This window comes from Enterococcus sp. AMC1623, assembly GCF_058216495.1.
This window is the reverse complement of the sequence record NZ_CM177096.1, coordinates 2,414,464-2,440,819: the sequence shown is the minus strand read 5'-3', so window position 1 is coordinate 2,440,819 and position 26,356 is coordinate 2,414,464. Positions and strand designations below refer to the sequence as shown.

The 26,356-nt window shown below is 33.2% G+C and carries 23 protein-coding genes; 16 read left to right on the top strand and 7 right to left on the bottom strand.

Going from position 1 to position 26,356, the window contains the following annotated elements:
- Nucleotides 1–76 precede the first annotated feature (76 nt).
- Complete coding sequence (locus AC4BC7_RS11675) at nucleotides 77–904, top strand: helix-turn-helix domain-containing protein (RefSeq protein WP_225599228.1); 828 nt, start codon at nucleotides 77–79, stop codon at nucleotides 902–904.
- 31 nt (nucleotides 905–935) lie between these two features.
- On the opposite strand, the gene AC4BC7_RS11670 is transcribed toward AC4BC7_RS11675, so the two are convergent.
- The gene (locus AC4BC7_RS11670) at nucleotides 936–1,226 is read right to left on the bottom strand and encodes a hypothetical protein (RefSeq protein ID WP_129156335.1); all 291 of its coding nucleotides are present in this window, start codon (nucleotides 1,224–1,226) and stop codon (nucleotides 936–938) included.
- Nucleotides 1,227–1,379: 153 nt separating this feature from the next.
- Here AC4BC7_RS11670 and AC4BC7_RS11665 point away from each other — a divergent pair, with 153 nt between their 5' ends.
- On the top strand, nucleotides 1,380–2,549 hold the full coding sequence (locus AC4BC7_RS11665) for an IS256 family transposase (RefSeq protein WP_176244453.1): 1,170 nt from the start codon (nucleotides 1,380–1,382) through the stop codon (nucleotides 2,547–2,549).
- A gap of 50 nt (nucleotides 2,550–2,599) precedes the next feature.
- Here the strand turns inward: AC4BC7_RS11665 and AC4BC7_RS11660 are convergent, their stop codons facing one another.
- Together AC4BC7_RS11660 and AC4BC7_RS11655 are read right to left on the bottom strand one after the other, a co-directional pair.
- On the bottom strand, nucleotides 2,600–5,407 hold the full coding sequence (locus AC4BC7_RS11660) for a DEAD/DEAH box helicase (RefSeq protein ID WP_490502940.1): 2,808 nt from the start codon (nucleotides 5,405–5,407) through the stop codon (nucleotides 2,600–2,602).
- Nucleotides 5,397–6,206 carry a Hachiman antiphage defense system protein HamA gene (locus AC4BC7_RS11655; protein WP_490502939.1) on the bottom strand — a complete coding sequence of 270 codons (810 nt, stop codon included), beginning with the start codon at nucleotides 6,204–6,206 and terminating at the stop codon, nucleotides 5,397–5,399. The genes AC4BC7_RS11660 and AC4BC7_RS11655 overlap by 11 nt, the downstream gene beginning before the upstream one ends.
- Before the next feature lie 427 nt (nucleotides 6,207–6,633).
- Here AC4BC7_RS11655 and AC4BC7_RS11650 point away from each other — a divergent pair, with 427 nt between their 5' ends.
- From AC4BC7_RS11650 to AC4BC7_RS11640, 3 genes are all read left to right on the top strand, one after another.
- The gene (locus AC4BC7_RS11650) at nucleotides 6,634–7,701 is read left to right on the top strand and encodes a Fic family protein (RefSeq protein ID WP_171311551.1); all 1,068 of its coding nucleotides are present in this window, start codon (nucleotides 6,634–6,636) and stop codon (nucleotides 7,699–7,701) included.
- A gap of 469 nt (nucleotides 7,702–8,170) precedes the next feature.
- The gene (locus tag AC4BC7_RS11645; protein WP_490502937.1) at nucleotides 8,171–8,299 is read left to right on the top strand and encodes a hypothetical protein; all 129 of its coding nucleotides are present in this window, start codon (nucleotides 8,171–8,173) and stop codon (nucleotides 8,297–8,299) included.
- 32 nt (nucleotides 8,300–8,331) lie between these two features.
- On the top strand, nucleotides 8,332–8,625 hold the full coding sequence (locus AC4BC7_RS11640) for a tRNA-specific adenosine deaminase (RefSeq protein ID WP_338031054.1): 294 nt from the start codon (nucleotides 8,332–8,334) through the stop codon (nucleotides 8,623–8,625).
- A 362-nt stretch (nucleotides 8,626–8,987) separates the two neighbouring features.
- Here AC4BC7_RS11640 and AC4BC7_RS11635 read toward each other — a convergent pair whose 3' ends face one another.
- The 4 genes from AC4BC7_RS11635 to AC4BC7_RS11620 all read right to left on the bottom strand — a co-directional run bounded on the left by AC4BC7_RS11635 (nucleotide 8,988) and on the right by AC4BC7_RS11620 (nucleotide 12,063).
- Nucleotides 8,988–10,283 (bottom strand): site-specific integrase, encoded by a 1,296-nt coding sequence (locus AC4BC7_RS11635; protein WP_490502936.1) that lies wholly within the window; start codon nucleotides 10,281–10,283, stop codon nucleotides 8,988–8,990.
- Nucleotides 10,284–10,348: 65 nt separating this feature from the next.
- Nucleotides 10,349–10,624 carry a helix-turn-helix transcriptional regulator gene (locus AC4BC7_RS11630; RefSeq protein WP_002340127.1) on the bottom strand — a complete coding sequence of 92 codons (276 nt, stop codon included), beginning with the start codon at nucleotides 10,622–10,624 and terminating at the stop codon, nucleotides 10,349–10,351.
- Nucleotides 10,625–10,663: 39 nt separating this feature from the next.
- Nucleotides 10,664–11,509 carry a rolling circle replication-associated protein gene (locus tag AC4BC7_RS11625; protein ID WP_490502935.1) on the bottom strand — a complete coding sequence of 282 codons (846 nt, stop codon included), beginning with the start codon at nucleotides 11,507–11,509 and terminating at the stop codon, nucleotides 10,664–10,666.
- A 203-nt stretch (nucleotides 11,510–11,712) separates the two neighbouring features.
- A complete protein-coding gene (locus AC4BC7_RS11620) occupies nucleotides 11,713–12,063 on the bottom strand; it encodes a hypothetical protein (protein WP_490502934.1) in 351 nt (116 codons plus the stop codon).
- Between the two features lie 180 nt (nucleotides 12,064–12,243).
- On the opposite strand from AC4BC7_RS11620, the gene AC4BC7_RS11615 reads away from it, so the two are divergent.
- The 11 genes from AC4BC7_RS11615 to AC4BC7_RS11565 all read left to right on the top strand — a co-directional run bounded on the left by AC4BC7_RS11615 (nucleotide 12,244) and on the right by AC4BC7_RS11565 (nucleotide 26,278).
- Nucleotides 12,244–13,116: a helix-turn-helix domain-containing protein gene (locus AC4BC7_RS11615; protein WP_490502933.1), complete on the top strand. Its 873-nt coding sequence runs from the start codon at nucleotides 12,244–12,246 to the stop codon at nucleotides 13,114–13,116.
- 123 nt (nucleotides 13,117–13,239) lie between these two features.
- On the top strand, nucleotides 13,240–15,975 hold the full coding sequence (locus tag AC4BC7_RS11610) for a class I SAM-dependent DNA methyltransferase (RefSeq protein ID WP_490502932.1): 2,736 nt from the start codon (nucleotides 13,240–13,242) through the stop codon (nucleotides 15,973–15,975).
- Entirely contained in the window at nucleotides 15,976–17,898 is a 1,923-nt protein-coding gene (locus AC4BC7_RS11605; RefSeq protein ID WP_490502931.1) for a DEAD/DEAH box helicase, read from the top strand.
- Nucleotides 17,891–19,045: a GIY-YIG nuclease family protein gene (locus AC4BC7_RS11600; RefSeq protein ID WP_490502930.1), complete on the top strand. Its 1,155-nt coding sequence runs from the start codon at nucleotides 17,891–17,893 to the stop codon at nucleotides 19,043–19,045. Before AC4BC7_RS11605 ends, AC4BC7_RS11600 begins: the two co-directional genes overlap by 8 nt.
- Before the next feature lie 52 nt (nucleotides 19,046–19,097).
- Nucleotides 19,098–20,264 carry an SIR2 family protein gene (locus AC4BC7_RS11595; RefSeq protein ID WP_490504431.1) on the top strand — a complete coding sequence of 389 codons (1,167 nt, stop codon included), beginning with the start codon at nucleotides 19,098–19,100 and terminating at the stop codon, nucleotides 20,262–20,264.
- Nucleotides 20,257–21,987 (top strand): ATP-binding protein, encoded by a 1,731-nt coding sequence (locus tag AC4BC7_RS11590; protein WP_490502929.1) that lies wholly within the window; start codon nucleotides 20,257–20,259, stop codon nucleotides 21,985–21,987. The genes AC4BC7_RS11595 and AC4BC7_RS11590 overlap by 8 nt, the downstream gene beginning before the upstream one ends.
- Nucleotides 21,988–22,417: 430 nt before the next feature.
- Nucleotides 22,418–22,795 carry a hypothetical protein gene (locus AC4BC7_RS11585; protein ID WP_490502928.1) on the top strand — a complete coding sequence of 126 codons (378 nt, stop codon included), beginning with the start codon at nucleotides 22,418–22,420 and terminating at the stop codon, nucleotides 22,793–22,795.
- 51 nt (nucleotides 22,796–22,846) lie between these two features.
- A complete protein-coding gene (locus AC4BC7_RS11580) occupies nucleotides 22,847–23,650 on the top strand; it encodes a hypothetical protein (protein WP_490502927.1) in 804 nt (267 codons plus the stop codon).
- A 432-nt stretch (nucleotides 23,651–24,082) separates the two neighbouring features.
- Nucleotides 24,083–24,301: a hypothetical protein gene (locus AC4BC7_RS11575; RefSeq protein WP_207941539.1), complete on the top strand. Its 219-nt coding sequence runs from the start codon at nucleotides 24,083–24,085 to the stop codon at nucleotides 24,299–24,301.
- On the top strand, nucleotides 24,301–24,939 hold the full coding sequence (locus AC4BC7_RS11570; RefSeq protein WP_490502926.1) for an ABC transporter ATP-binding protein: 639 nt from the start codon (nucleotides 24,301–24,303) through the stop codon (nucleotides 24,937–24,939). Before AC4BC7_RS11575 ends, AC4BC7_RS11570 begins: the two co-directional genes overlap by 1 nt.
- 181 nt (nucleotides 24,940–25,120) lie before the next feature.
- On the top strand, nucleotides 25,121–26,278 hold the full coding sequence (locus AC4BC7_RS11565) for an NAD(P)-dependent malic enzyme (protein WP_490502925.1): 1,158 nt from the start codon (nucleotides 25,121–25,123) through the stop codon (nucleotides 26,276–26,278).
- The last annotated feature ends 78 nt before the right edge of the window (nucleotides 26,279–26,356 follow it).

Sequence of the window (26,356 nt, the reverse complement as noted above, 5' to 3'; positions counted from 1 at the left end):
AGTTCGAAAATAAGTACTTTTATATTTCGATTATTAAGAAAGTTTGATATGATTGAATTAGAAAACTATCGGAGTGATGAGGATTATGAAAGTCGATCAACAAAGAGTAGCGAAAAAAATCCGTGAAATAAGGACGGATTTAGGATACAGTATGGCTCAGTTTGGTGAGCTAATCAGTAATTCTCCCAAAACTACGGTTAATAATTGGGAGCGGGGTATTAATCTACCCAAAGAAGACAAACTCAAAAAAATCGCCTTATTGGGTAAGACGACTGTAGAAGAGTTATTGTATGGTACGCCAGAAGAAGTACTGACAAACTTATTGAAAGATCATTTTCAGTTACAAGTGAATCCAGCATTTCTACAACAAATGTTGGTATTTTTGAAACAGCAAAAAGTGGACGTTTATGATGAAATGACGATTATGGAATTTCTACAGGGCATTATGGACTCGGGGATGTTAGTGGAGAGGAACGATCCGTATTTAACGTATTCCAAAGTCGAAGGAACAGAATCACTTTATACTGCGGCCGCGGCCAATGACCCGCTGGATCCATCACCACGTTATTATGCCCATGTAGACGTTAAGAACAACCGAGTTCATTTATTACCATATACATTTGCGAAGCGACAAAAGTATTTGTATCACAACTTGCCGGACTTAACGAATCAGGTAACGATTGACTTCTTTACCCGAGCTTTTCCATTGTTGGGCATTGATTTGGAGAAGTCGGAAATTGTTTATTATGGGATCGAGAGAAGAAACGAATCTTTGAATATTGAGGAATTTAGATATGATAGGCAATTATGTGTATTTGAAACTGTAGAAGTAGTGGAAGAGGTGTCTTCGTCTTTTAAAGCTGAGGTTATGAAGATGACCCTATACTTGAAAAAACAACAATAAGAAACCAGTCAAAATTTGACTGGTTTCTTGACTATAATTTTTGTAGGGTATCTACAAAATATTGCGGGAAGTCCTTTAACACAGTTTCTATGGAATCTTTTTTTTCTCTGATTAATCTTTTTGTGAGCTGCTTACTAATTGATGGAAGTGAACTGAAAAAGGAATCTTTATCAATAATTTTTGCTATTATTTGAGCAACACCGCGATCAGAAAACCCAAGTTCATAAATATTTATTGATAGATTATTTGGAAGTCCATAACGTATTTTTTTTTGTAGCTTTTTAATTAAATTGATATTTAAATTATTTTGTGAATCATTCATAAATGCCACAATTCCATTTAAAGGTAATATTGTACTATAAGCTAGGATAGCGTAAAATATCTTGTGTAAATAGATATTTAGGGTAGAAAAAAAGAAAGTCCATTCTGTAAAATTAAAGTTACCACAACCGAAATTTTATAGGAGGACTTTCTCATGCCCAATTTTACTACAGAAATTATGGAAACACTAATCAATAAAGGTGATTTAGATGAATTATTTCGATGTCATTTAGAATTAGCTGTTAATTCATTATTGCAGGCTGAATTAACAGCTTTTCTTGATTATGAAAAATATGATCGTGCTGGGTTCAATTCAGGTAATTCCCGTAATGGGAATTATTCACGTTCATTCAGAACAGAGTATGGAGAATTAAATTTGGTGATTCCTAGAGATAGAAATGGTAAGTTTTCTCAACAAACTTTACCTGCTTATAAAAGAACCAATGACTCTTTAGAAACCACTATTATTCAGCTATTTCAAAAAGGAATTACTATGTCTGAAATCTCTGAATTGATTGAAAAAATGTACGGGCATCACTATACGCCACAAACCATTTCAAATATGACTAAAATAGTTTCTGAAGATATTATTGCCTTTAAAGAAAGGTCCCTAGAATCCAGATACTCTGTCATTTTTATGGATGCTACTCACATTCCTTTAAAAAGACAAACTGTTTCAAAAGAAGCAGTTTATATTGTAATTGGCATTCGATTAGATGGAACCAAAGAGGTTCTTGGGTTTAGTCTTGCTCCAACTGAATCTGCTTATGTTTGGAAAGAGATTCTTCAAGACCTAAAATACCGTGGTTTAAAAGAGGTTTTATTAGTCGTAACTGATGGTTTAAGTGGCATTAACGATAGTATTCATAGTGTTTATCCAAATGCTCAATTTCAACAATGTTGTGTCCATATATCTAGAAATATCGCTCATAAGGTTCGTGTTAGTGATCGACAAGAAATTTGTAGCGATTTCAAATTAGTTTATCAAGCAAGTTCAAAAGAAGAAGCAAATAATCAAATAAGGTTTATGATAGATAAATGGAAAAAGCAGTATCCACGAGTGGTTAAATTGCTCATGAATCCTGCTATATTAACCTTTTATAATTTTCCTCCGTCAATCAGAAGAACTATTTATTCAACTAATTTGATTGAAGGTTTTAACAAACAATTAAAGAAATATACCAAAAGAAAAGAGCAATTTCCTAATGAAGAATCTCTGGAGAGATTTCTAGTATCTCAATTCAACAACTATAATCAAAAGTTTCTATGCCGAGTTCATAAAGGTTTTAAAGAAATACATGATACATTAGAATCAATGTTTTAACTTGATCAACAGAATGGGCTTTTCCATTTACACATAATTCTTGACGCAACCTAAGCTAGGATGCTATCACATATTTCAATAACATCTTGTATGGTAAATGAAGCTAATTTATTATACCGAATAAGTGTGAAATGATTGTTTTGACAGTAAATCAATATCTCTCTGTAACTTTCCCCCTGAATCCATAATTCACATAATTTAGAAAAAATAGAAGAATCCGTGATCTTCTTTACAAGAGCATTTTCCCTAAGTAATACTAATTGTGGGAAAATAATATTAACTAATTCAATTTCGGAATTTACTTGATTAATTTCTTCTATTTTTTCAGAGAGCCATTGCGATAAGAATTTGGAACTATCAAATCCTAGGGAGGTAATAGTATATAAATTTAACTCCCCTTTGGTAAGCAAAAGAGAATGATTTTTTATTGTATCAAATAAGTGAATTAATTTTTCTTTTTCATCTTCACTAGCTAATTGATATCCTAAAGTTTGTTTAGTTACGATATTCGTAAAATTTGCTTCATCTTTACCAAAATAATTCATAAAGAACATTACGTAATTCTCTACATCATTTAAACTATTGAGTATGGTTTGTAATTCATTGCTGAAAGGTAAATATGACTCAGGAAACTCTTTTTTTATTACCTGTTTTAGTAGATTATTTTGGCGATTAAATTCATCTGAGTTAGAATATTTTAACAAGATAAGTGGCAATAAATTTATTGAGGGAAGATTCTTAATATCGATATCTCGAACTAGTTTTAACAAATTACTCAGGCTATCCTCTGAGTTTGCTATGTTTAACATAGATTTGTACTTTCTCCATTTCCAGTCTCTTTTATTAGAGTGTACAAATGGTTCTGATAAAATAACTGTACCTTCAATATGTTTGCCAGCTCTTCCGGTTCTTCCAAGAAGATTATGAAAGTCTCTTACTTTAATTTGACTTTGCCCCTGATACAAATTTGAAATTATTAAATACTTTATAGGTAAATTTACTCCTTGAGCTAGTGTAGAAGTACAAACAACAAAATTAATTAAATTATGCGACATTGCATACTCAATTGATGTGCGAATTCCAGAAGGAATATTTCCATGATGAATAAAGACGCCTTTTAAAGCTGCATAGTAGTAGGTGGCACTATCTCCTAAATTAAGTTTAATGAGATTGGCTATTTTTATGTTTTCATCTGCGTTGTTATTGTTTGAAAACGCGGCGATAGGTAGTCCTCTACGTTCAATTTCTAATATTCTCTCAATCGTTTTATCTGCTGATGCTTTTGTTCCGGAAAATATAGCAGTTGCACCGTTATGAATCATTTTTAAAGCGTAATAAATTTGCATATCATAAGCATTATTAAGTTTCTTTTTTTTGAAATCTACATCTGGAAAGTATCTTTTTACACGTTCTCTTCCTAGCTTATTAATTTCTTGTATATCAACAATTTTTGGAACATAAAAATCGTCTATATCAGGATTCTCTTGGTTTAAGAAATACAGTTGTCCAGTATGACCTATCCAATCCCCCATGGCGATTGATCGTTGTGCGGAAATAATATTGTTATTTGAAATGACTTTTCCGTCACCATCATTTAACCAATCGTTGATCATTGAGCTATTTGTAATAACAGCAGAAATCAATATTTTTTGTGAAGATTTTTTCAGGTAATACTTTATTGTTGAAATAAGTAGCTCGTAATTAGTGCCTCTGGAATTATCATCAAATAAATGTGCTTCATCGAAGATAATTAAGTTAAGGTCTTCTAAAATTTCATTCTTATTTCTTATTAAAAAAAGTAATTTTTCAGGGGTGAGTATAATAAGTGTGTTTTTCTCTGTAGTATCAAAAAAATCTATATCATCTTTTTCTGCAATATCTGAAAGTTCGTTAACGATCACTTCATCATGTGAAAAGAAGTCAGTTAAATTTAAAGTAATTTCTTTACAAAGAGCTTTGAAGGGTGCAACAACAATAGCAAGTTTTGTTCGATTAGTGATAAAAGCAGATCTAATTATTAAACCAATTGAAGTAGTTTTTCCTGAACTGGTTGGCATTTGAATAACACCAGAGCTACCCTTAAATATACTTTCTTTACCTAATAATATTTGGCTGGGCCATAATTCTTTTATAGAACTATTATTTAATAATAAACCATTCCAATCTTCGATGGTCGTGCCAGAATAATTTGGTAAAAGATTTAAAGAAGCATTTTTATATTTTTTAATAAAAACTGCTAACAGTGCATCTCCGAAAAGAATTTCTCTTGGGTTTTGAGATTCATAAATTTTTTGTTTCAATATAACTAGGCTCTCAATGTTAATCAGTGTACCATTCGAATAGAATTGGGAGTATTCCTCAATCAATGAATAGAATGAATAGATATATTTACTTGGGAACTTATAGCCGTTTAGATCATCTAGTCTATCTGCCATAAGATATAAGAGAACTGTTTCAATTCCATTAACCTCTAAATCCATCGACCAGTCTATTTTATTGAGCATTACTTTTGTACTTCCTAGGGAGTCTGAAAGATAAAAAGAGATGGCGCCTAATATCCCAAAGTAATCATTGTAATTTGATTCACCAATTTTAGAGGTAATTAGAGAATTGAAGTAAATTGATGTGAAATTTAGATTTTCAATCAATTCATCATTCAATGATAAAGAAGTTCCAACGTTTCTGTTATCCCAAATAAAATTAGAAGCATCGCCAATTGTAGCAATTGCAAGAATTATTAATTCTTGTGCCATGTATTCTACTTGAATATGTTCTTCAAGTGGAACACCATATTCAAACATTTTTGATTTCGCCTGAACTTTTTTTAAATAATATTTTGAATTACTTTCAATTAACATTGGCAGCCCTCACATACATTTGTTTGATAAATTCTAAAAATTTAGGAGAATGTACAGCTATCAACTGAACATCTTTATCTGGATGTGTGGAGATATCTACTGTTTTTAATAAATCTCTAGAAAAAGCTTTATCTGAACAGACAGCCGCAGCAGCAAAGATCCTTTTATAGGGACGATCAACGGAATTTTGAAATTTTTTTACTAAATTAGCTTGGTCACTATTACCATAATAATTTAACATTTGGTATGAGGCATTTAAAGATTCGCCAATTCGTGTAAGATCCTTGGCTGAATGATTAACAGCATTTTGTAAAACATTATCAGGAGCAGATTCGCTATTTCTTGCTTTTACCTCAATGACAATCATTTCATCTTTTTTGTTAGTTTGCCCAACAGTATTAAGTTTGTAACCAATTAAATCACTACCTTGTGTGGATGTATTTCGATTAAATTTTTGTTTGTATCTCACCTTCGGGACAACATAATTTAAAACATACTCAATATAGCTAGCTATTAATATCTCTGAAAAATCTCCAGACATAGTGCTAGGACCAAGGCGGTCTGTAGGATCAGGAAATTTCATATTTAGTAAAAAATCCTTTCGGGAGATGCCAAAACCATCACGCTGCATATCGAGGTCAGCTAACGAGCAATAATTGTCTCTTAAATACTCAGCCCATTGGTTTAGAATTTCTTCATCATCGGCTATATTTACATGTAGAACAGTAATCTCTTTATCCTGGGCAGTTACAATATTTTCTTCTTGAACAAAAAAGTCAATGAACTTTGGATTTTCCATAAAATTCAACTCCCCTGAAATCAATTCAATTCATTATATCATCAATTCCAAAGGAAAGATTAATCTCTTTTGTACTAGTCAAAAGAGATAAATATACGGTTATAGTTTTCTCGTTTTTTTGACGGAAAAAGCTCGCTGGAAGTTTGATATTAATTTCAATGAAATAGATATTGATTATATTGACTATAAGTAGATAGATTTCTCCAGTAGAGTGGTTGATTGATGGGGGGAGATGTCTTTATTATTGTAAACGGTAGAGTAAATCCTGTTGCTAATTTTTACTGATATAACATCTAAGAGGCGCAGAGCTTTTCAAAATATACTGCTTTTTAGATGGAAAATACTTTAAAAGAAGATTTTCTAATTTTCTCCGCCACTATTTGTTTTTCTCCGCCAAATAAGATAAAATGGCGGAGAAAAGAGGTGGATGGCGGTGAAAGAATTTAATTATCGTGAGTTGAAAAAACTCTCTCTTAGTCACGATTTGTTGAATATGATGACTAAGATTCATGAGTATAAGGGAAAGCAAGAACTCTATATTGCGACCAAACCAGAAATTTTAAGTAAACTGACGGACTTGGCTTTGATTCAAAGTACAGAGGCTTCCAACAAAATTGAAGGAATTGCGACGACAGATGGCCGCTTGAAGCAAATCGTGGCAGAAAAGGTCAAACCTCGTAATCGAGACGAAGAAGAAATTGCCGGTTATCGGGATGTTTTGAAACTGATTCATGATAGCTACGAGTACATTCGCGTAGTGCCAAATGATATTTTAACGTTACACAAGAACCTCTATAATTACTCAGCTAAAAGTTACAAAGGTAAGTTCAAAAGTGGTGATAATGTTATTACGGAAAAAGATCTGGATGGTAAGGAGCGAGTTCGGTTTGTACCAGCTCCTGCTTATTTGACACCTGATTTAATTGATGAGTTGTGCTACCAATACAATCAAGCCGTTCAGAAGGCTGAGATTGATCCGTTACTGCTGATTCCTTGCTTTGTTTTAGACTTTCTCTCGATTCATCCATTCAGTGACGGGAATGGGCGGATGTCGCGCTTGTTGACGCTGTTATTGCTATACAAGTCAGGCTATTTAGTCGGCAAGTACATCAGTATTGAAATGTTGATTGAAGAATCGAAGCAAACCTATTATGAAGCGTTACAGGCAAGTTCTGTAGGATGGTTGGAAAATGAGCAAGACTATACGCCTTTTGTTCGCTATCTTGTCGGAATCATTTTGCGAGCGTATGAAAACTTCTCAGAGCGTTTCGAGATTATTATTAATCGTGAGCTAACACCTGCAGAGAGGGTAGTAGAGGAACTAGAAAAGTCCTTTGAACCTTTGAGTAGAGCTAATCTGGAGAACTTATTGCCGGATATTAGCCAGCGAACGATAGAACGTGCTTTAGCTGAGTTACAAACAGAGAATAAGATTCAAAAAGTCGGGCAAGGCCGTTCGACTAAGTATCAGCTAATAAATGAATTCAAATCGTAATATAATTCACGGGCCATCAATAGAAGCATAAAATCGGTAATTTAAAAATCAACGAGGCTAATTGAAAGTTGAATAGCTAAAAATATCAGTTTGATGCGCTATTTGAAACTCGTTAGAACCAGTGAAAACAAAATGTGAACTTTTTTAAATTAGTTTACACTTGTCAATAAGTGCTTATTTCCTTGGTATAACAGTGTTTGTACGTAGCTTTTCGATTGTTTTTCGTGTTTTTGTACCCCCCTGTTAGATAGGGGGGGTGAAACAACACTCGCGGGCTGGCGCCCACTCGTGTTCAAGGCGAACTCTTTACGAAGGGGAATTCGCTTGAGGCGAACCCCTCCGCAAAGAGCGCCTAACATTTGGAGAATTTTATATCAATTCTATCTAGCAATCAATAATGAAAAAATATCAATTCATAAAGTCGTTCAAAGCGCTATGTTTAGAAAGCAATGACTGAAAAGGGGAAACTATGGACTTTCAACATCCTGATGATCAAATTATGTCTGAATTAATTGAACGGCAATGGACTCGGCATTCAATTCAATCAGCTATTGTAAATCCAGCGGGTAAGGTTATTTGTTTTGGTGAGACAACGTAAGTGAGAGTCATGATCCTACTGCTCATGCAGAGATTAACAGTATTCGAAAAGCCTGCACTATACTGGAAATAGCAGCTTTTCCGAAAGGATATTGGCTGTATTCTACTTTTGAACCTTGCCCTTTGTGTAGTTCAGCAGCAATATGGGCGGGAATAGATGGAATTGTTTATGCAAATAATCCAGATTACAGAGGGAATGAACCAAATTGGTCATTCATGTCTTGTAAGGAGGTCTTAGCAGCCGGCAGTTCTATTCATCCAGTATCATTAATACAAGATTTTAAAATTGATGATATAAAAGGATATTTTATTCGCCATGATGTTTAGTCCTACAAGTTTTGAGGAATTTGTTCTTTTATCTTTGATTTGGCAACGATAAAAAGACTACGTGGATTTACCATGCAGTTTCTTCAATGGAAAGTTTTAAAGGAGTGTAGTTGATACTGATATGCTCTGAACTTATCGTAACTAAATTGTCTTACGTTGAAAATTGGTTACGAATCGTGGTTACGAGTGCCTAAAATCGACTGAAATACAGTACAAATCTTGAGGCGGAAAATACTGGTAAATCAGCACTTTTGATATTCATTGATTTAAAATAACACATTTGAACTGCCAACCAGGTCTTAAAAAAGCTCGTAAAGCATCTCAATTCTCTAAGCGTTAAAAACAGCTTCATATCAGTACTTTCAGGCGTTTCGCAATTCATTTTGCGAAGCGTCTTTTTTTGAGTTGACACCATTGTTGACACCATTCCGGTCTGCATCTTTTTGAGACAATTTGCGATAGGCAATTTCACCAATGGGTATTTGAATGACGTTTGGTGTGTTTACATAGGTCCTCGTGATGTTGGTATCGCTGTGAGTCAATGCTTCAGAAATCTGTTCTAGAGCGACACCAGCTTGTTTGGCTAAAGTTGCCCCAGTATGCCGTAACTTGTGTGGAGTCGCATGGGTAAGGTGTTTATGTCGTCGCTCAATGGACTTCATACGGTAGTTCAAATAATCTGTATGAAGCCTTTGATTGATATTCCCTTTATCATCAAAGAAGGTAAAGAGTAGCTGTTCTTCGGTTTGTTCGATTTCAAATTGAGCTAGTTCTTCTTTTTGTTGGACTTTCCACTGTTGAAGTAATTGCTTTAGCTCATTTGGAATATGGAAGATTGTCGTTTTATTCCCTTTTGTGCTTTTTTCATTGCCAAATTTATCCAAGGCTTTACCAATCGTAATCTGGGAAGTAGTGAAACTCACGTTCTTCCATTTGATGGCATAAGTTTCTGATTTGCGATCAGATAAAAAGAAGGTAGTCAGAAATAATACATAGTCCTGTAAAGTCAATTGCCCACTTTCATAATCGTTTTGGACGGCAGTTAGCCATTCTTGAAGTTGTTCAAAGGAGAGGTACAAATCTTCTTCTTTTTTAGCTTCTTGCAATTGGTTTTTCTTAGTAGCATTGATTCGTTTAAGCGATTTTTCTAGTTTATTCCGTTCAATGTATTCAAGCTCTTCTGCCCAATCGAAAATAGAATTAACGTAGCTACGTAGTATTTTGAAGTTTGCGTATTCGGCAGCCTTTTGAGTCATGATTTTTAGAACAAAGGCTTTGTTTTGATTCAGATAGTTCAACGTGTATTTTCCGAACATTGGTAAGATGTGAAGTCGAAAAATATCTTTTGTATTCGCGATTGTGACAGGTGTGGGAGACTTCGTGTTTCGAGAAGTTAAGCCAGCTGTATAAGCATCAATCCAGATATCTTCATAGAAATCTTTGAACAGTGCTTCGCCACCTAGTTCAAAAGCGTTCTTTTCTTTGTTTTCCCGTAGCTCTTTAATCTTGGCATAAAAATCAATTTCTGCTTCTTTTGCCTCCTTTCTAGTTTTGAAAGTTTTGGAATAAAGTTTGTTTACGCCTATCATCTCTTGGATATCTTGTGGATAGTAAAGCCGTAAACGGTAAGTCTCATTTTCTGTTTTGCTAATTGCCATAGTATTTCCCTCCGAATTTGCGAGCCGAAATCAAATACTATATATAGAGTATAACGATGTCGGGTTTATTTTGCTAGGCTTGCTAGCCATTGATCAATGGCGATACGGTCAAATCTATTTGAACCGTGGATTTGAATAAGGGGTAAGCCCTCTTTAATCCAGCCATCTAACGTATTATTGGAAACCTGTAGATAGTTACAAGTTTGCTTCTTATTCATATAGCGGTGTTGCAGGTTTTCCTGTGTCTTAATTTTTTCGATTTCAGTTGTGATTAAATCAGATAGTTGAGTAGAAATAATGCCCATCTGATCATCACTGAGTAAAATTTTCATTTCGGTCATATTCTCACTTCCTTTGAATTTTGCGTAGGGAATAATGAATTATTTTTTTATCTTGGTATAGTGAACAGTGCTTTCTTGAAAATCCATCACTTGTTCAGGAGTTCCACCTTCATTTATCGCACTGTAAAATATTGGACGTCTTACGAGATACTCATTGGTATAAAGTACCTCTTGATTCGTGGTATCAAAAGGTTGATCCACGAGTTGTTTTGTGACGCTGGGCACTTTGAGGTTGCGCGATTTGAAGAAGGCCTTTTTCTTATGTTCCTTCAAATCCAAGTCTTTATCGAAATATTTACTGATATAGCGCCCACGATTTTCGATGCTATCCACATCAATCTTGTTGATTTTGATAAATCCATGTCCCCAGATAGTAGTAAGACGATTGATGGAGATAAAAGGAAAGTCAAACAGGATGATGTGATAATGGATGGCACCTCGTTCTTGTTTTTCCCACGTGGCTAGGTATTTTAGATTTGCTTTTTTTGTGTGATAGAGTTCGTAGTTTAGTCGTTTGATAAATTTTTTGAATTCATTATTCGCATAGGCAATGTCTTGAATGTTTTCTCTGAAAGTGAGGGTTAAGAATTTCGTCTGATTGTCAAAGTTCATATCCACGAGTCGGGCAATTTCAAAACGCATATTTTGATAGTATTTTTGTTTTCGTTTTAAGCTGTCGTATTGCCCTTGAGCAGATAGGTCATCATAGTTTTTTCTTTTATCAGTAGTCGTATTTTCTTCTTCATAAAGCCAGGCTAATTTTTTTTTTCGTTTTAGGTTGGTTTCATTTTTGTCTGCTTTTTGTTTAGGAGTAATGATCGCTTCATAATCATAAATTTCAAGGTACGTGGGAGTTTCAATGATTTTCTGATTATAAGCTTTCAAAACCATCACTCCTTGATGTGTATTCAGTTGTCAAAGAACCATCATTTTTCGCCTGATGTTGTTCTATAAATCAAGTTAAGGGGAAGTCCTGCAAAGCAGTCCTTCCAGCCTATGTGTTTATTGGGCGGTCTTAACGGACAGAAGCGGCTCTATGGCGCTGCCCCGCCGTTTCGTCCTAACCACCCAACAAACCCATAGGAAAATTAGTTTTGTGCAGTAGGGCCTTGTTTTTTCGGAATCAATGTTGCCGCATCTGCCGTGGCCGATAAACCATAATTGACGAATTGACCGTTAGAGCGCCCCCAAGGCGAAATCACTAAATTGATAAATGTAACCATGGCTAAGCCTTGTTGGATAAGTTCTTCCGGAGTGATTATAGGATTTTCAGATTTGACTTTGACACTGATTTTCTCGTAGCGTAGTTTTGGTAGGATACATTCATAGCTCCAACCTAGAATTTCCCCATCTTTCTGCCAGCGAGTAACATTGACGACTTGGTATTCTTTTTCTAGTTTTTCTTTTGGTAAAGTAAGATCATTAATTTTAATTGGCATAATAGGCCTCCTTTTTGATATACGATAATTTATACGGTCGGTTTAAAAAAATATAGACGGCCATCTATGATTTGTATTTTATACGTTTGTTTATACGAAGTCAAGAGAATTAGCAAAAAATATATACGAAATTTTATACGAGTGATATAATAGGGAAAAATGACAAGGAGGAAGTAATCTATGTTTGGTTTATTACAACCGGATAAAGTAAAGGTAGGACAACGAATCAAAGAAATCAAAGAAAGTATGCATCTGTCCTTTACGGAGTTGGGCAATCGCTTGGGGATAAAGAAGCCAACAATCAGTTCCTATGTTCAAGGCTATGCATTGGCCCCTGAAAATGTGATTAATCAATTATCTAGTATTAGCGGGAAACCGGTAGGCTGGTTTTATTTTGGTGATATTGAAGAATATATTGCGAACTACTTGCAGTTAAAAGGGCAGATTACAATAGTGCAAGAACATCCAGAAGTTGTGAAAGCTATCAAGGAAGAGTTTTATACTGGTGAGTTTAAAAATCCTGCCTGGGAAAATGAAGTTGGTTATCCATGTGAGGAGTTCATGGATGATTATTTTTATGAACTGCAGCAAGACGTCATTCAAGAAGAACTTCAAAAAATGGTACGTGATCAGATAAAAAATTTACCGATTGCCGATGAATTATCTAAACAGAAGAAAGATGAGGCAGTCACCGTTATTACGAGTGGTATTGTCGAATATATGGATGTAGCCGGCGAATTTAATTATGAAGATAAAGATGATATGATTAAGATAGTTACACGAGAAGTCGAAAAATACGATTTTTTTGCAGATAGTAATTTTGAAAATCAATATTTAGTGGGGAAACTAATTAATACCTTGGCAGATCAACAAAAAACTGGAGAATTAATCAATATGTTGTCCAAAGAACTAACGAATAAATCTTTTTCTGGAGAATTTGGTGGAGAAGAATTGATAGAAGCATTTGAAACATTACGTCCGGAACTAATCCGAATTTATAGTAAAGTCAGTACGGATGAATTGGAGGATTGGTTTAGAGAGGATATTAGGTAACATATAGATGAAGTTTCTAATTATTGAGAGACAAAATATCTAAGAATACTAGGAAATCATCTAACCAACATTTTGAATTAAGTTATGGAAATTTATTGATGGAGATATGTGGGAGGACTAAACATGGCATTAATTGAAATAGAAGATGAAATTATTGAAATTATTAATAAAGAAAATAAGGAAGACTTTATTTATGACTTTTTAAAAATTTACGATATACCAAATTCAACAATTACACGTCTAAAAAATGGAACTAATAATCTTTCGAAGATTCCGGGGGAAGTACATTTAAAGAATAAATTATATTTTAAAGAAACAGTAAACGATGTTTTTGAAGCTTTCATTGAAATTGAAAGCAAAGCGAACGATGCGGTTGCTATCCCTAGGTATTTATTTGTTACCAATTTCAAAGTGATTTTAGCTAAAGATACGAAAACTGGGGAGTCATTAGATATTAAGTTTAAAGAATTGCCAATACATTTTAACTTTTTTCTAGCATGGAATGGAATTGAAAAAGTAGATTTTGAAAAAGAGAATCCACTAGATATTAAAGCAGCAGAGCGTTTTGCACGATTGTTCGACGTTTTAAATAAAGAAATAGAATCAGATAATGAGGAACAGCGCCATGCATTAAACTTATTTTTAATGCGACTTCTATTCTGTTTGTTTGCTGAGGATACAAATATTTTCCATAAGGGTCAATTTACGAATGGTATAAAACAATATACAAGTGATGATGGGAATAATTTAAATGATTATATCGAGGGTTTGTTTAAAGTTTTAGATACACAGTCGAGAGAAGAAACGCCAATTATTTATAAAGACTTCCCTTATGTAAATGGCCAATTATTTATGGAACCACATCAACCGATTAAGTTTAATAAAAAAGCTCGGAAACTAATACTGGAATGTGGAGAGCTTCTTGAATGGTCAAAAATAAATCCAGATATATTCGGGTCCATGATCCAAGCTGTTGCGACTGAAGATAGTAGAAGTCATTTAGGCATGCATTACACAAGCGTTACTAATATTATGAAAGTAATCAATCCTTTGTTTTTAGATGAAGTCAAACAACAGTTTAAAGAAATTAAAGATTCGTGGAACGATTCATTTCAAGAGATACACTTAGGAAAGAAAAAAATCTCTGATACAAGAAAAAAACATTTAGATAAGATTTCAACGCTTACAAATAGAATAAAAAACATGAAATTTTTCGATCCAGCTTGTGGTTCGGGTAATTTTTTGATTATTACGTATAAAGAATTACGCCAATTAGAAATTGATATCTACGTGCTGATGAATGAAATAAATAATGCGCAAATGCTAATATACGAACCGATTGTTACTTTATCTCAGTTCTATGGAATTGAAATTGATGAATTTGCATGTGATATTGCTAAATTATCATTATGGATTGCGGAGCATCAAATGAATACAGCCTTAAAAGCAGCCGTTGCGGAAGCGGTGAGGCCTACTTTACCACTAAGATCAGCAGGAGATATTCGATGCGCCAATGCATTGGAAGTCAGTTGGGTTGAAGTTTGTTCAAATCAAAATGAAGAAGAAGTATTTTTATTTGGAAATCCACCATATAGAGGGCACTCTAAGCAGACCAAAGAACAAAAAGCCAGTGTAAGAAAAATTTTTGAAGGCGTTACAGGAAATGGTTATCTTGATTATATTGCTTGTTGGTTTCTCTTAGGAAGTAAATATATAAAAAATAATAATTCAAAGCTGGCTTTTGTGTCTACGAATTCAATTTGTCAGGGAGAACAAGTGGCGATATTATGGGAAGAAATTTTCTTGAATCACATAGAAATATTTTTTGCTTACAAAAGTTTCAAATGGTCTAATAATGCAAAAAATGAGGCCGGAGTTACTGTTATTATTATAGGGCTAAGCTCGAATAATAATGATTCTAAGCATATTTATGAAGGTAGTAATAGAATTTTAGCTAAAAATATCAATGCTTATCTCATAGATGGAGACAACATATTAGTAAAAGATACAAGAAGACAGCTGTCTAATTGCCAAACTATGCTATTTGGTAATAAACCGACAGATAGTGGAGGCCTAATTTTTACTATAGACGAATATAAAGATATGATTAATAAATATCATGGTATAGAAAAATATTTTAAAAAGTATATAGGTAGTGAAGAATTTTTAAATGGAAGTTATAGGTACTGTTTATGGATAACAGAAAATGAATACAATGAAGTTTTGAAGTATCCTGAAATTCATATAAGAATAAACAAGGTCCGAGAATTCAGGAAAAAAAGCAAAGCTAAATCAACTAATCAGTATGCTGACAGACCATACATGTTTAAACAAATAACGCCGTTTGATAAAAATAATAAAAGTAGTGATTCTAATACACTGGTGGTACCAGCAGTATCATCTGAAGCTAGAATGTATATCCCTATGGGATTTATCAACAATAAAGATACTATTTTATCGAATCGAGTATACGGAATCTACGATGCACCAATATATTTATTAGGTATTTTAATGTCTAAAGTCCATATGATTTGGATTGATGCTGTTAGTGGGCGGCTTGAAACGAGATATAGTTACTCATCTGGCTTATGCTACAATACGTTTCCAATTCCTAAGATTAGCGATGACAAAATCAAGCAAATCGAGGATTTAGTTTTTGATATTTTAGATTTGAGAGAAATGGATGGAAGAAGCTTGGCAGAGTTATATATGCCAGAAACGATTCCTAGCGATTTAAAATTAGTTCACAGTAAATTAGATGAACTGATTGATAGAATTTATGGCTTTTCAAATTATGATGATAGTAAAAAATTAAAAATTCTATTAGAAAGATATGCAGATATGAGAGGGGATGCCTAATTGACTTCAAACATTTTTGATATAAATTATCATCAAACTGGAAAAAGTAAATCAACGAACAGTTTGGGCATGCGTGAGATGCAGGCAAGAGTTTTTGAAAAACGCAAGTCGAAGCACTTATTAGTAAAAGCTCCTCCGGCATCTGGAAAAAGTCGAGCTTTAATGTTTATTGGTTTAGACAAATTAATAAATCAAGGACTAAAGAAGGTAATTGTCGCTGTGCCAGAACGTTCCATTGGAGCTTCATTCAAAAATACTGATTTAACCAGTCATGGCTTCTTTTCGAATTGGGAAGTTGAACCAAGGAATAATCTTACTTCAGCAGGAGGAGATAAGAGTAAAGTCCAAGGCTTTATTCGATTTATGGAATCAGATGAGGAAATTCTGGTATGTACTCATGCAACGTTGCGATTTGCATTTGAACAACTAGATGATTCCATTTTTGATGACTGCATATTGGCAATTGATGAGTTCCATCATGTTTCAGCAGATGTTAATTCAAAATTGGGTGAACTGCTACGAAGTGTTCTTAGAAATTCTAGTTGCCATGTTGTAGCAATGACTGGTTCTTATTTTAGAGGTGATTCAGTACCTATTCTAGAGCCACAAGATGAAGAACTATTTGATAAAGTAACATACACATACTACGAACAGCTTGATGGGTATGAATACTTAAAGTCATTTGGTATTGGCTATCACTTTTATCAAGGAAAATATCTATCAGCCATTAATGAAGTTCTAGATACAGGCAAAAAAACGATTATTCATATTCCAAATGTAAATTCTATTGAGTCTACCAAAGATAAAGAAATGGAAGTAGATCAGATTCTTGATTTAATTGGGGAAGTTGTGGAGGAAAATCCTGAAACAGGAATTCTTAGTGTTAGACGTCATTCGGATGGGGAAATTTTGAAAATTGCTGATTTGGTAAGAGTAGAAGGACGAGATAGAATTGTAGAGTATTTAAGAAATACTGATGATGAAGATGATATGGATATTATTATTGCTTTAGGAATGGCAAAAGAAGGGTTTGATTGGCCGTATTGCGAGCATGCATTAACAATTGGGTATCGTGGTTCACTTACAGAAATTGTTCAAATTATTGGCCGTTGTACACGAGATAGTTCAAATAAGACTCATGCACAATTTACTAATTTGATTGCTCAACCTGATGCTAAAAATGATGATGTGACATATTCTGTTAATACTATGCTAAAAGCTATTTCAGCTTCTTTACTTATGGAACAAGTTTTAACACCAGATTTCAAGTTCAAAGCACGAAGAAGTAACTCAGATAGAAACGCATCTGGGGAATTGCATATTAAAGGATTTAAAGAACCGTCAACTATTAATACTAAAAAGATCATTGAAAATGATTTGAACGACTTAAAAGCTGCAATTTTCCAAGATTCACAAATTCAAAAAGCAATGGTTAGTAGAGAAATTGAACCAAAGTTGTTGAATAAAGTATTAATTCCTAAAGTGATTCAAGAAAAATATCCGAATCTAACTGATAGTGAAGTAGAAGAAGTTAGACAGACCGTTGTGGCTGATAATGCAATGAAAAGCAGTATTAGAGAAGTAAGGGGTAGTAAGGAATTTATTCGTATGACAGATAAGTTTGTAAATATTGAAGACTTAAACATTGATTTAATTGATTCGGTTAATCCATTCCAAAAAGCCTATGAAGTATTATCTAAAGAATTAAATGCGCCTGTATTGAAATTGATTCAAGAAAGCATCGATGCTAAACGCATAAAATTCGACGAAGAAGAGCTTAAATTTATTTGGCCAAAAGTAGAAGCCTTTTTTACTGAGGCTGGAAGAGCACCTGATGAGAAGTCAACGGATCCGATTGAAAAAAGAATGGGGGAAGCCGTCATTTATATGCGTGACCTGAAGAGAGGTCGCGCGAATGGATAAACGTTATAGTTCACTTGATGATATTATGAACAGTAATTTGTTTGATCAAATCACTGCTCCTTCAAGAAAACAAGAGCAGATTTTCTATGATCTTGAAGTAGAAAACTTTATGGAAATTGTGAAATTTTATCAGGAAAACGGAAGGGAACCTGAAAAAACAAATGATTCAACTCGTTTATCTGAACGTACATTAGCAAATCGTTTAATTGGAATTAGAAAAAATCCAGATCGAATTGCTAAACTAAAAGAATATGATGAAGTTGGCCTGTTATCACCATCAAAACAGTTTGATAAAGAAATAAAATCACTTGATGATATATTGAATTTTGGTTCTTCTGAATTATTGGGTGATTTAGCACAATCTAATTCTGAAAAATCAATATTTAATACTTCACGCTTTAGAAAAGTAGAAAACCAACCTGACTTTGTAGCAAAGAGAAAGCACATGAGGGACTTTTCAAAATATGAACCACTTTTTCGAAATGTTCAAAAGGAAATTGCGGCGGGGACAAGAAAGATATTGCCGTTTAAAAATTATGAAATAAAACAAGGTAGCTTTTTGATACAAAAGGGAACAGTTTTATATGTAGAATCGATTGGTGAAAAATTCAAAACAAATAATGGCGAAGAAAATGCACGTCTACATGTAATATATGAGAATGGGACAGAAAGTAATGTTCTGCTACGTTCATTAGCTGCGAACTTATATCGCACCGGTAGTGGTGGAAAAATGATAACAGATAATATCGATAATCTTATTGATGGTATTCAGGAAGAAGATATTTCATCTGGATATATATACGTTTTGCGATCGTTATCAGATAATCCGCAAATTCAAGAAATTGATAACTTATATAAAATTGGTGTAACAACAGGATCTGTAGAAAAACGAATTGCTAATGCAATAAATGAATCAACTTATCTTTATGCGCCCGTTGAAATTGTAACTAAATACCATGTTTTTAATCTAGATGCTGCAAAGTTTGAAAATTCCATTCATAAAGTGTTAAAAGATAATAAATTAGACGTTGAGATAGTTGGAGTAAATGGTCGAATGATAGTCCCAAGAGAATGGTTTGTAATTCCGTTGGATCAGTTAGATTTTGTTATAAATGAAATTATAACGAAAGTGATTATTTTAGAATAAGAAAATATGAATCCCATCTTAAAATGAAAAAAATGGAGGTGTATTGTTGAACGTGAAAATATATATTGAACACAATAATGATATTGAGTTTACTGAAGAATATGCTAAAGTAAACGGCAAAAAAATTTCTATTGAAGAAAAAAAGGACAGTGAAACTTGGGAACAAGTCGCTATCAGGTTGAGAGATGCGGCCTTACAGAAACACTTAAAACGTCAATATGAAAATACAATCATTTTGACGGGTGCAGGAAGTTCTTTTGGGGTTGGAATTGGTGATAAAAAAGGAAAATTAATGTCGGGATTATGGGAAGAAGCGGTGAATAGATTCGGTTATTTACATTTAAAAGATTTTTGCGAAAAAATAAATTTCAAGGAATTTCAAGCTGAAAGCGAAACTACTAACTTAGAGCTCCTTCTTACACATGCTCAATTATATCAATATGTTACTGGAGATTCAGATATAGAAGAATTTATAACGCAACTTAGAAATATGGTAAAAGAAAATTGCACACTTAAGTTACCAAAAGATAGCGCACATCGCAAATTTTTAAGAAAACTATCAGCAAAGAAAACTAAGTACGCAAGACCAAAAGTGTTTACGTTGAACTACGATACGTTATTTGAACAAGCAGCTGAAAAAAATGGATTTATGATTATTGATGGTTTTTCTTTTAATTTTCCCCGGAAATTCAAAGGAACAAATTTTGACTTAGATGTTGTAACTAGAATAACTAATAAAAATATTTTGGAGGATAACTTTGTTCCGAATGTAGTTCATGTTTATAAACCCCATGGATCAATAAATTGGATAGTTAAAAACAACGAAGTAATCATTAGCGATGAATCCGAAGACCCACTTATGATTTATCCAAGTTCTAACAAGTATGAAAGCTCCTATCAACAGCCTTTTTTCGAAATGATGAGTAGATTTCAGCAAGAAACTAGAGCCAAGAATACACTACTTATAATTGTTGGATATAGCTTTGGAGATGCACATATTAATGCCATGATTTATGAAGCATTAAGTGTTAACTCGAGTATAACAATAATATTTGTAGCTCCGAATATAGATGCGGAAGATCAATATGAAGATTTAAAAAAAGAGGTATCTCAAACAGGAAATGTAATATTGACTAAGCAAACATTTGAGGAATTTGTTGAGAGTTATCCGTATTCTGAAATTTACTCATCGGCTAAATGGGGGAGTTCTGATGAATGAAAAAAATCCATTTGATAATAACTATTTTATTGGATATATTAGCCATGTAAGTCCTCAATTTGTCAAGGTCCATTTTCCCTCTTCTACGTTGCTTAATAAAACGATTTTTTCTGGAGAAGAATTTAATGGTGGATTAGTAGGGAATTTTGTCACTATTGAAGCAGAGAATGCTGGCTTTATGGGTAAAATTTCAGAAATTGACTTACCTGAAAAAGAGAGACTGACGTTATCGGAAAAGTCATTTCAAAATTCGGATTTTCATCCAACTGCTAAAGTAGAAATTTTACTTTCTTTTGATTATTTTAGTGGAAATGCGCAACATACATTGAATGCTTTTCCTAATATAGGAGCTAAAGTTTTTGTTTGTCCGAGCAGTTTTATTCAGAAATATGTAATGAGATTTGGACAAAAAAATGATTTGGATGTTCCATATATTAGATTAGGCTATTTAACATCGAATTCAGAAACTGAGGTTCATGTTAGTCAACAGGCGTTATTTAATCGTCATTGTGCAGTAGTAGGAACAACTGGAGGAGGAAAAAGTTGGACTATAGCAAAATTAATTGAAAGTATGACTAGTAATAAGTCTAAAGTCATTTTGCTAGACCCTACTGGGGAGTATTCGTCTGTAAAAAAAGGTGTAAAATCTGTTGTCATAGGAGAAAGTGCTTTTTTTCCGTACAGAAATCTAACAAAAGAGGATTTGTTTTTTTTAATTAAACCATCTGAAGGTGTACAAAAACCAAAGCTCCTTGAAGCAATACGTTCATTGAAAATAGTAAAAATATATCAAGATGAAATTGATAAGCCAAATACTAGAAGCCTAATAGAAAATTTTATTGATAACGAATCTGGCCTTTTGAAGAAATCTAAAGGGATGATAAAAAATTTTGAAAGATATCAATTACAAAATTTTGAAAAAATCGAGTCAGAAGATATCAATATCAATATAAAAAAACTAAGTAAACAAGTTATCTGTGAGTGTATCTACCCGACAGATAACAATAACGGTAAGCTTTTTGGTCCGGTTAGTGAACGTGATGCTAATTTTTGCTACGGCTTGTCTTCTAGAATAACCAATATGGTGACTACGAAGATATATGATCGATCATTTGATTTTAATGATACTCAGAGAAAAGAAACTAACTTAATTGAGATTATCGAAGGATTTGTTTCTGATAAACAACAGAAAAATTTTGTACTTAGAATAGGGTTCGAAAGTTTAGGGTATGAATTTCAAGCACGAGAAATCTTAGCAAATGCAATTGGAAAATATCTTTTAAAATTAGCAAGAAATCAAAAATTTAAAGAGAATCCTATTGTACTTGTTTTAGATGAAGCTCATCAATTTTTGAATAAAGCAATCGTTGATGATTATTTTCAATCAACAAGCTTGACGGCTTTTGATCAAATTGCAAAGGAAAGTAGGAAATATGGATTATTTCTCTGCATATCTACACAAATGCCAAGGGATATTCCAGTAGGCACCTTATCTCAGATGGGTACTTTTTTAGTTCATCGCTTAATTAATTACTATGATAAGGAAGCTATAAGACAATCTTGCTCCGCTGCTAATTCAGATATTCTAGCGTATCTACCTGTTTTAGGAGAAGGTGAGGCTATTCTAACTGGAGTAGATTTCTCTATGCCATTAAGTATAAAAGTTATACCACCCACAGCCCCACCTGATTCTAGTACTCCACTATTTAAAAAGGGAAATTAAAATATAACCTTTTCTACCTACTTTAAGATTAACATTAAGAAAAAAATTCTACTCAATTGCAGTTTCAGCTCGCAGTATTTTATTAAAAATTGACACCATTGCCTTCAAATAAATTGAAAGTCAATAAAAATTTTCGTGTTTCTATCTCTCCAAATCGTTGCTACTAAAGCATTATGAAGCTGTTTGAAAAAATGGTTGGGCTAACCAGGTCTTAAGAAAGCACGTAAAGCTTCACAATTCTCAAAACGTTAATCGTTGTTATATCAATGATTTCAGACACTTTCCAATTGCGGAAAGTGTCTTTTTTGTGTTTATTAAAAAATATACGTTCAAGACAAGATATTCAACGTTTAGGGTACTTTTGGTTACTACTTTATTAATTTTGTTACAATAAATATCGTGAACAGGTTTGTTGGTGGGGAGAATATATATGAAGAAAAAGTTTGTTTTATCGGGTTTATTAGTATTCTGTTTTATGGTAATGACACCTATCGTTTTGGCTAGAAGTATTGGTTCTTTTAGTATTTCAATGTCTGGTTTCTATTATAATTCGGGATTGTTGTTAAAAGAAAAAAATGGGTCACATGTATTGAACTTAGATTCAAGAAAAAATAATATTAAGGTTAAAAATGTTTTGAGAAATTCTGGTAATGAAGATCGTAGCCAAGTGTATATGTTGTCTACAGGTTCTCGAAAAGAGTATGCTAATTGGGCTAGTAAAGGATATTCATATAAAATTAGTATGGCTAGAGAAAATTGGTTTGATGTGCAAACAATAGTTACAGGAAGTTGGTCACCGGATAAATAGCAGTTAAAAAATAACACCTGTTCACATAATTAATGATTTAGGAGTATTAAAATGAAAATGACTTCATATCTTAAGATAGTACCTTACAAAAAAACGATCATCTTGTTTCTGCTTGTCTTTCTTTCGTTTATTTATTGGAACACGATAAAAATTTATTTTACTTTTGATACAACAGCATCAGATTTAGCAGAATTTGGAGGAGAATATGTGAAATCACAGCTACTATCTACTTCTATTTCGTATGATAATGCGTTATTTGAATATAATTTTTATCAATCATTTGGTTTCCCTATATTAATTTCTTTTACAGGGTATAGTTACTCTTTATTAAAAAGCAATTATTTGAAATTTTATATTGGTAAAAACAATTTATATGCAAAAAATTTACTGAAATTAAAAATATATAGTAGTCTTACAGTTGTTCTTTTTTTTAGTATGATTTATATAATTATTATCTTTATTGCTGTTTTCGGTGGTGTTTTTCATTCAAAAATATTAGAAAATGACTTTGCAAGAGATAGCTTTTTAACAATATTTTCATCAAGTATAGGGAGTTATGCTATCTTCTACTGGTTAGTAAAGATGATAGCTTTAGTCTTAAATAGTATGCTTGTGTATTATTGTATTGATTATTTTAAACGTTTTTCGAGTGGGATACTGACTTATCTTGGTTTTTTATGGATTCTGTCACCTTTAATGTATATGTTTGTCAATAATCAGTACATTGTACCTATGACATCACTCATGGTAACAAGCTACACGGAATTGACAGTCCCACAGATTATCTTGACCTATCTGCCTTATTTGTTGTTTTTTGTTATTTTATGGAGAACGACAGACGGTGAGGTTTGTTAAATGAGGCCAGTTAAAGTAGTTTTTTTTATTGTTCTTCGGTGGATTATCTGTCTTCTTTTTCTAAACTATCTTTATGAAATGACTACATTAGGGGGATCTCAAAGATTAAGTAGTTTGGAATTTTTAGAAGAAGGTGTTTTGACGATAACTGCAATTAGCAGTTTTGGTGAGAAACAATTTGATTTCGTCAAACTCATATTTATTCTGGGTCTGTTTCTCCTAATATTCTATCAAAGCATTCTGTTAATGATTGAGGTGAGTGATGGATTTCGCAGTACTGTTCAATTTCATTCGAAAAGTCGTCATCAATACTTAATTCGATTAATTATACTTATTACTAAGCAGGTTACTAAAGATTATTTGGTATTTTGTGGTTGTATCCTTGTCATAGCTGTTTTAAAGGTATCTTTTATATCCTGGGAGACACTTTTGTTGCCAGTTATATTTTTTTATTCCATTGTAATTATCTATTTTGTTTTACTTATTTTAAGTGTAAGTAATATGTTATTTGGTTTAGTTGGGTGTATATTTACCATTCCCATGATGTTAGAAACCTATCAGCATCCAAAATGGTTATTTTTAGTATGTTTAGTGGTAGTTATTCAATTTTATACACCACTAGGTACTTTTTCAAGAGGAGAGGATAGCTAGTGTTAACGATTAAGAATGGTTATAAAAAATATGATGGGCGAGAGATTTTTAGAAATGTAAATTTAAACTTTGAAAAAAATCACACTTATGGAATTATCGGCGTAAATGGTTCCGGAAAAACAGTTTTATTAAAAGCATTAGCTGGATATATCAAGCTAACTAGTGGCCAGATTCAACAAGGTGAGAGGACTATTAGAGAAAAAAATAATTATTTGGAAAAAGCAGGAATCTTCATTGGTCATCCGCAATTTTTAGCACACTTGAGTCTGTGGGACAATTTAGAGCTAATTAGAAAAATGTGTGAAAATCACAAAGAAATTGACTTGGAAGAATGGCTTGCATATTTTGATTTAACACATTATAAACAACATAAATTTAAAAATTTATCAATGGGAACAAAGCAAAAAATGGGAATTATTCAAGCTTTTATGCCTAGTTCAGAAATTTTAATATTAGATGAACCGTTTAATTCCTTAGATCAAGAAAGTGTTAATTTAACTTATCAGCTAATTCAAAAATATCAAAAAAATCGGATTATTATATTAACTTCTCACGTCCAAAATGATATTGAATTATTGTGTGATCAGATATTTAGAATCGAAAATGAGCAAATTATAGATGATTGTAGTCCACACTGAATTTTTACGTTTCCTTATCAAATGATTATGAGTGGGGTTTCATCTACCACCCAAGACCACATCTCAGACACTTTCCCTCTCCGGAAAGTGTCTTTTTCATATATAATGACGTTTATTTTATGGTAAGATAATAAATAAAACAATTTGTATCCGTTTTCTATTTAGATATGGAGGAAAAATCATGACTAAAGATGTAAAAGAATTGGCATTGGAGCAGGTGAAACAAAATGGCGGCTTGCTGTCGATCACTCCAAAAGCGGCTATTAATCTGCCTGAGGATTTGAGTGTTGTTTATACACCGGGAGTGGCGGCTGTTTCTTCAGCTATTGTGGAGAATAAGGGGCTTGCCCGTGAATTAACGATGAAGAAAAATACTATCGCGATGGTTAGTGATGGTTCAGCAGTATTAGGGTTAGGAAATATTGGTCCTGAAGCGGCTTTGCCAGTAATGGAAGGGAAAGCGGCATTGTTTAAACGTTTTGGAAATATTGATACGATTCCTATTGTGCTAGATACACAGGATATTGATGAAATTATTCAAGTTGTCAAAGCAATTTCACCAACTTTTGGAGGAATCAATTTAGAAGATATTGCGGCACCTAGATGTTTTGAAATTGAACGACGCTTAATGGATGAATGTGCGATTCCTATTTTTCATGATGATCAAAATGGAACAGCGATTGTGGCTTTGGCGGCAACTTTCAATAGTTTAAAATTAATTGGAAAATCACGAGATGAGATTAAAGTAGTAGTTAATGGTGGTGGGGCAGCGGGTATTGCGATTACTAGAAAATTCTTAGCAGCAGGGATTCACAATATTTTGGTAGTGGATAAAGCAGGTATTTTAAACGAGCAAGAGGGTACGTCGTTATTGCCTCATCATTTAGACATTGCCAAAGTAACGAATCGCACGTTTGTTTCTGGGACGTTACAAGATGCCTTGGTTGAAGCGGATATTTTTATTGGTGTGTCACAGGGAAATGTTTTAAAAGCGGAATGGATTCATCACATGACTGAAAAACCGGTTATTTTTGCATTGGCAAATCCCATACCAGAGATTTTACCAGAAGAAGCATTGGCAGCTGGTGCGTATATTGTCGGCACAGGTCGTAGTGATTATCCAAACCAGATGAACAATGTCTTAGCTTTCCCTGGGATTTTTAGAGGAGTTTTAGATGCAAAAGCGACCAAAATTACTGATGAAATGCAAATAGCTGCTGCAGTAGCTATTGCGAATTTGATTTCTGAGGAAGAATTGACACCAACAAATATCATGCCAAATGTCTTTCAAGATAATGTTGCTCAGGTTGTTGCACAGGCAGTGGTGAAGGCTATTTAATTTCATGAAAAAAGAGATCCTGTTAAACAGATGAAATTTTCAGTATAATAATATATAAAAAGAACCTATTACGTAATT

What these genes read in the sequence shown, in the direction of transcription:
- AC4BC7_RS11675 (WP_225599228.1), top strand. Translation starts at nt 77, where the DNA reads ATGAGGATTATGAAAGTCGATCAACAAAGAGTAGCGAAAAAAATCCGT.
- AC4BC7_RS11670 (WP_129156335.1), bottom strand. Translation starts at nt 1,226, where the DNA reads ATGAATGATTCACAAAATAATTTAAATATCAATTTAATTAAAAAGCTA.
- AC4BC7_RS11665 (WP_176244453.1), top strand. Translation starts at nt 1,380, where the DNA reads ATGCCCAATTTTACTACAGAAATTATGGAAACACTAATCAATAAAGGT.
- AC4BC7_RS11660 (WP_490502940.1), bottom strand. Translation starts at nt 5,407, where the DNA reads ATGTTAATTGAAAGTAATTCAAAATATTATTTAAAAAAAGTTCAGGCG.
- AC4BC7_RS11655 (WP_490502939.1), bottom strand. Translation starts at nt 6,206, where the DNA reads ATGGAAAATCCAAAGTTCATTGACTTTTTTGTTCAAGAAGAAAATATT.
- AC4BC7_RS11650 (WP_171311551.1), top strand. Translation starts at nt 6,634, where the DNA reads ATGGCGGTGAAAGAATTTAATTATCGTGAGTTGAAAAAACTCTCTCTT.
- AC4BC7_RS11645 (WP_490502937.1), top strand. Translation starts at nt 8,171, where the DNA reads ATGGACTTTCAACATCCTGATGATCAAATTATGTCTGAATTAATTGAA.
- AC4BC7_RS11635 (WP_490502936.1), bottom strand. Translation starts at nt 10,283, where the DNA reads ATGGCAATTAGCAAAACAGAAAATGAGACTTACCGTTTACGGCTTTAC.
- AC4BC7_RS11630 (WP_002340127.1), bottom strand. Translation starts at nt 10,624, where the DNA reads ATGACCGAAATGAAAATTTTACTCAGTGATGATCAGATGGGCATTATT.
- AC4BC7_RS11620 (WP_490502934.1), bottom strand. Translation starts at nt 12,063, where the DNA reads ATGCCAATTAAAATTAATGATCTTACTTTACCAAAAGAAAAACTAGAA.
- AC4BC7_RS11615 (WP_490502933.1), top strand. Translation starts at nt 12,244, where the DNA reads ATGTTTGGTTTATTACAACCGGATAAAGTAAAGGTAGGACAACGAATC.
- AC4BC7_RS11610 (WP_490502932.1), top strand. Translation starts at nt 13,240, where the DNA reads ATGGCATTAATTGAAATAGAAGATGAAATTATTGAAATTATTAATAAA.
- AC4BC7_RS11600 (WP_490502930.1), top strand. Translation starts at nt 17,891, where the DNA reads ATGGATAAACGTTATAGTTCACTTGATGATATTATGAACAGTAATTTG.
- AC4BC7_RS11590 (WP_490502929.1), top strand. Translation starts at nt 20,257, where the DNA reads ATGAATGAAAAAAATCCATTTGATAATAACTATTTTATTGGATATATT.
- AC4BC7_RS11585 (WP_490502928.1), top strand. Translation starts at nt 22,418, where the DNA reads ATGAAGAAAAAGTTTGTTTTATCGGGTTTATTAGTATTCTGTTTTATG.
- AC4BC7_RS11580 (WP_490502927.1), top strand. Translation starts at nt 22,847, where the DNA reads ATGAAAATGACTTCATATCTTAAGATAGTACCTTACAAAAAAACGATC.
- AC4BC7_RS11565 (WP_490502925.1), top strand. Translation starts at nt 25,121, where the DNA reads ATGACTAAAGATGTAAAAGAATTGGCATTGGAGCAGGTGAAACAAAAT.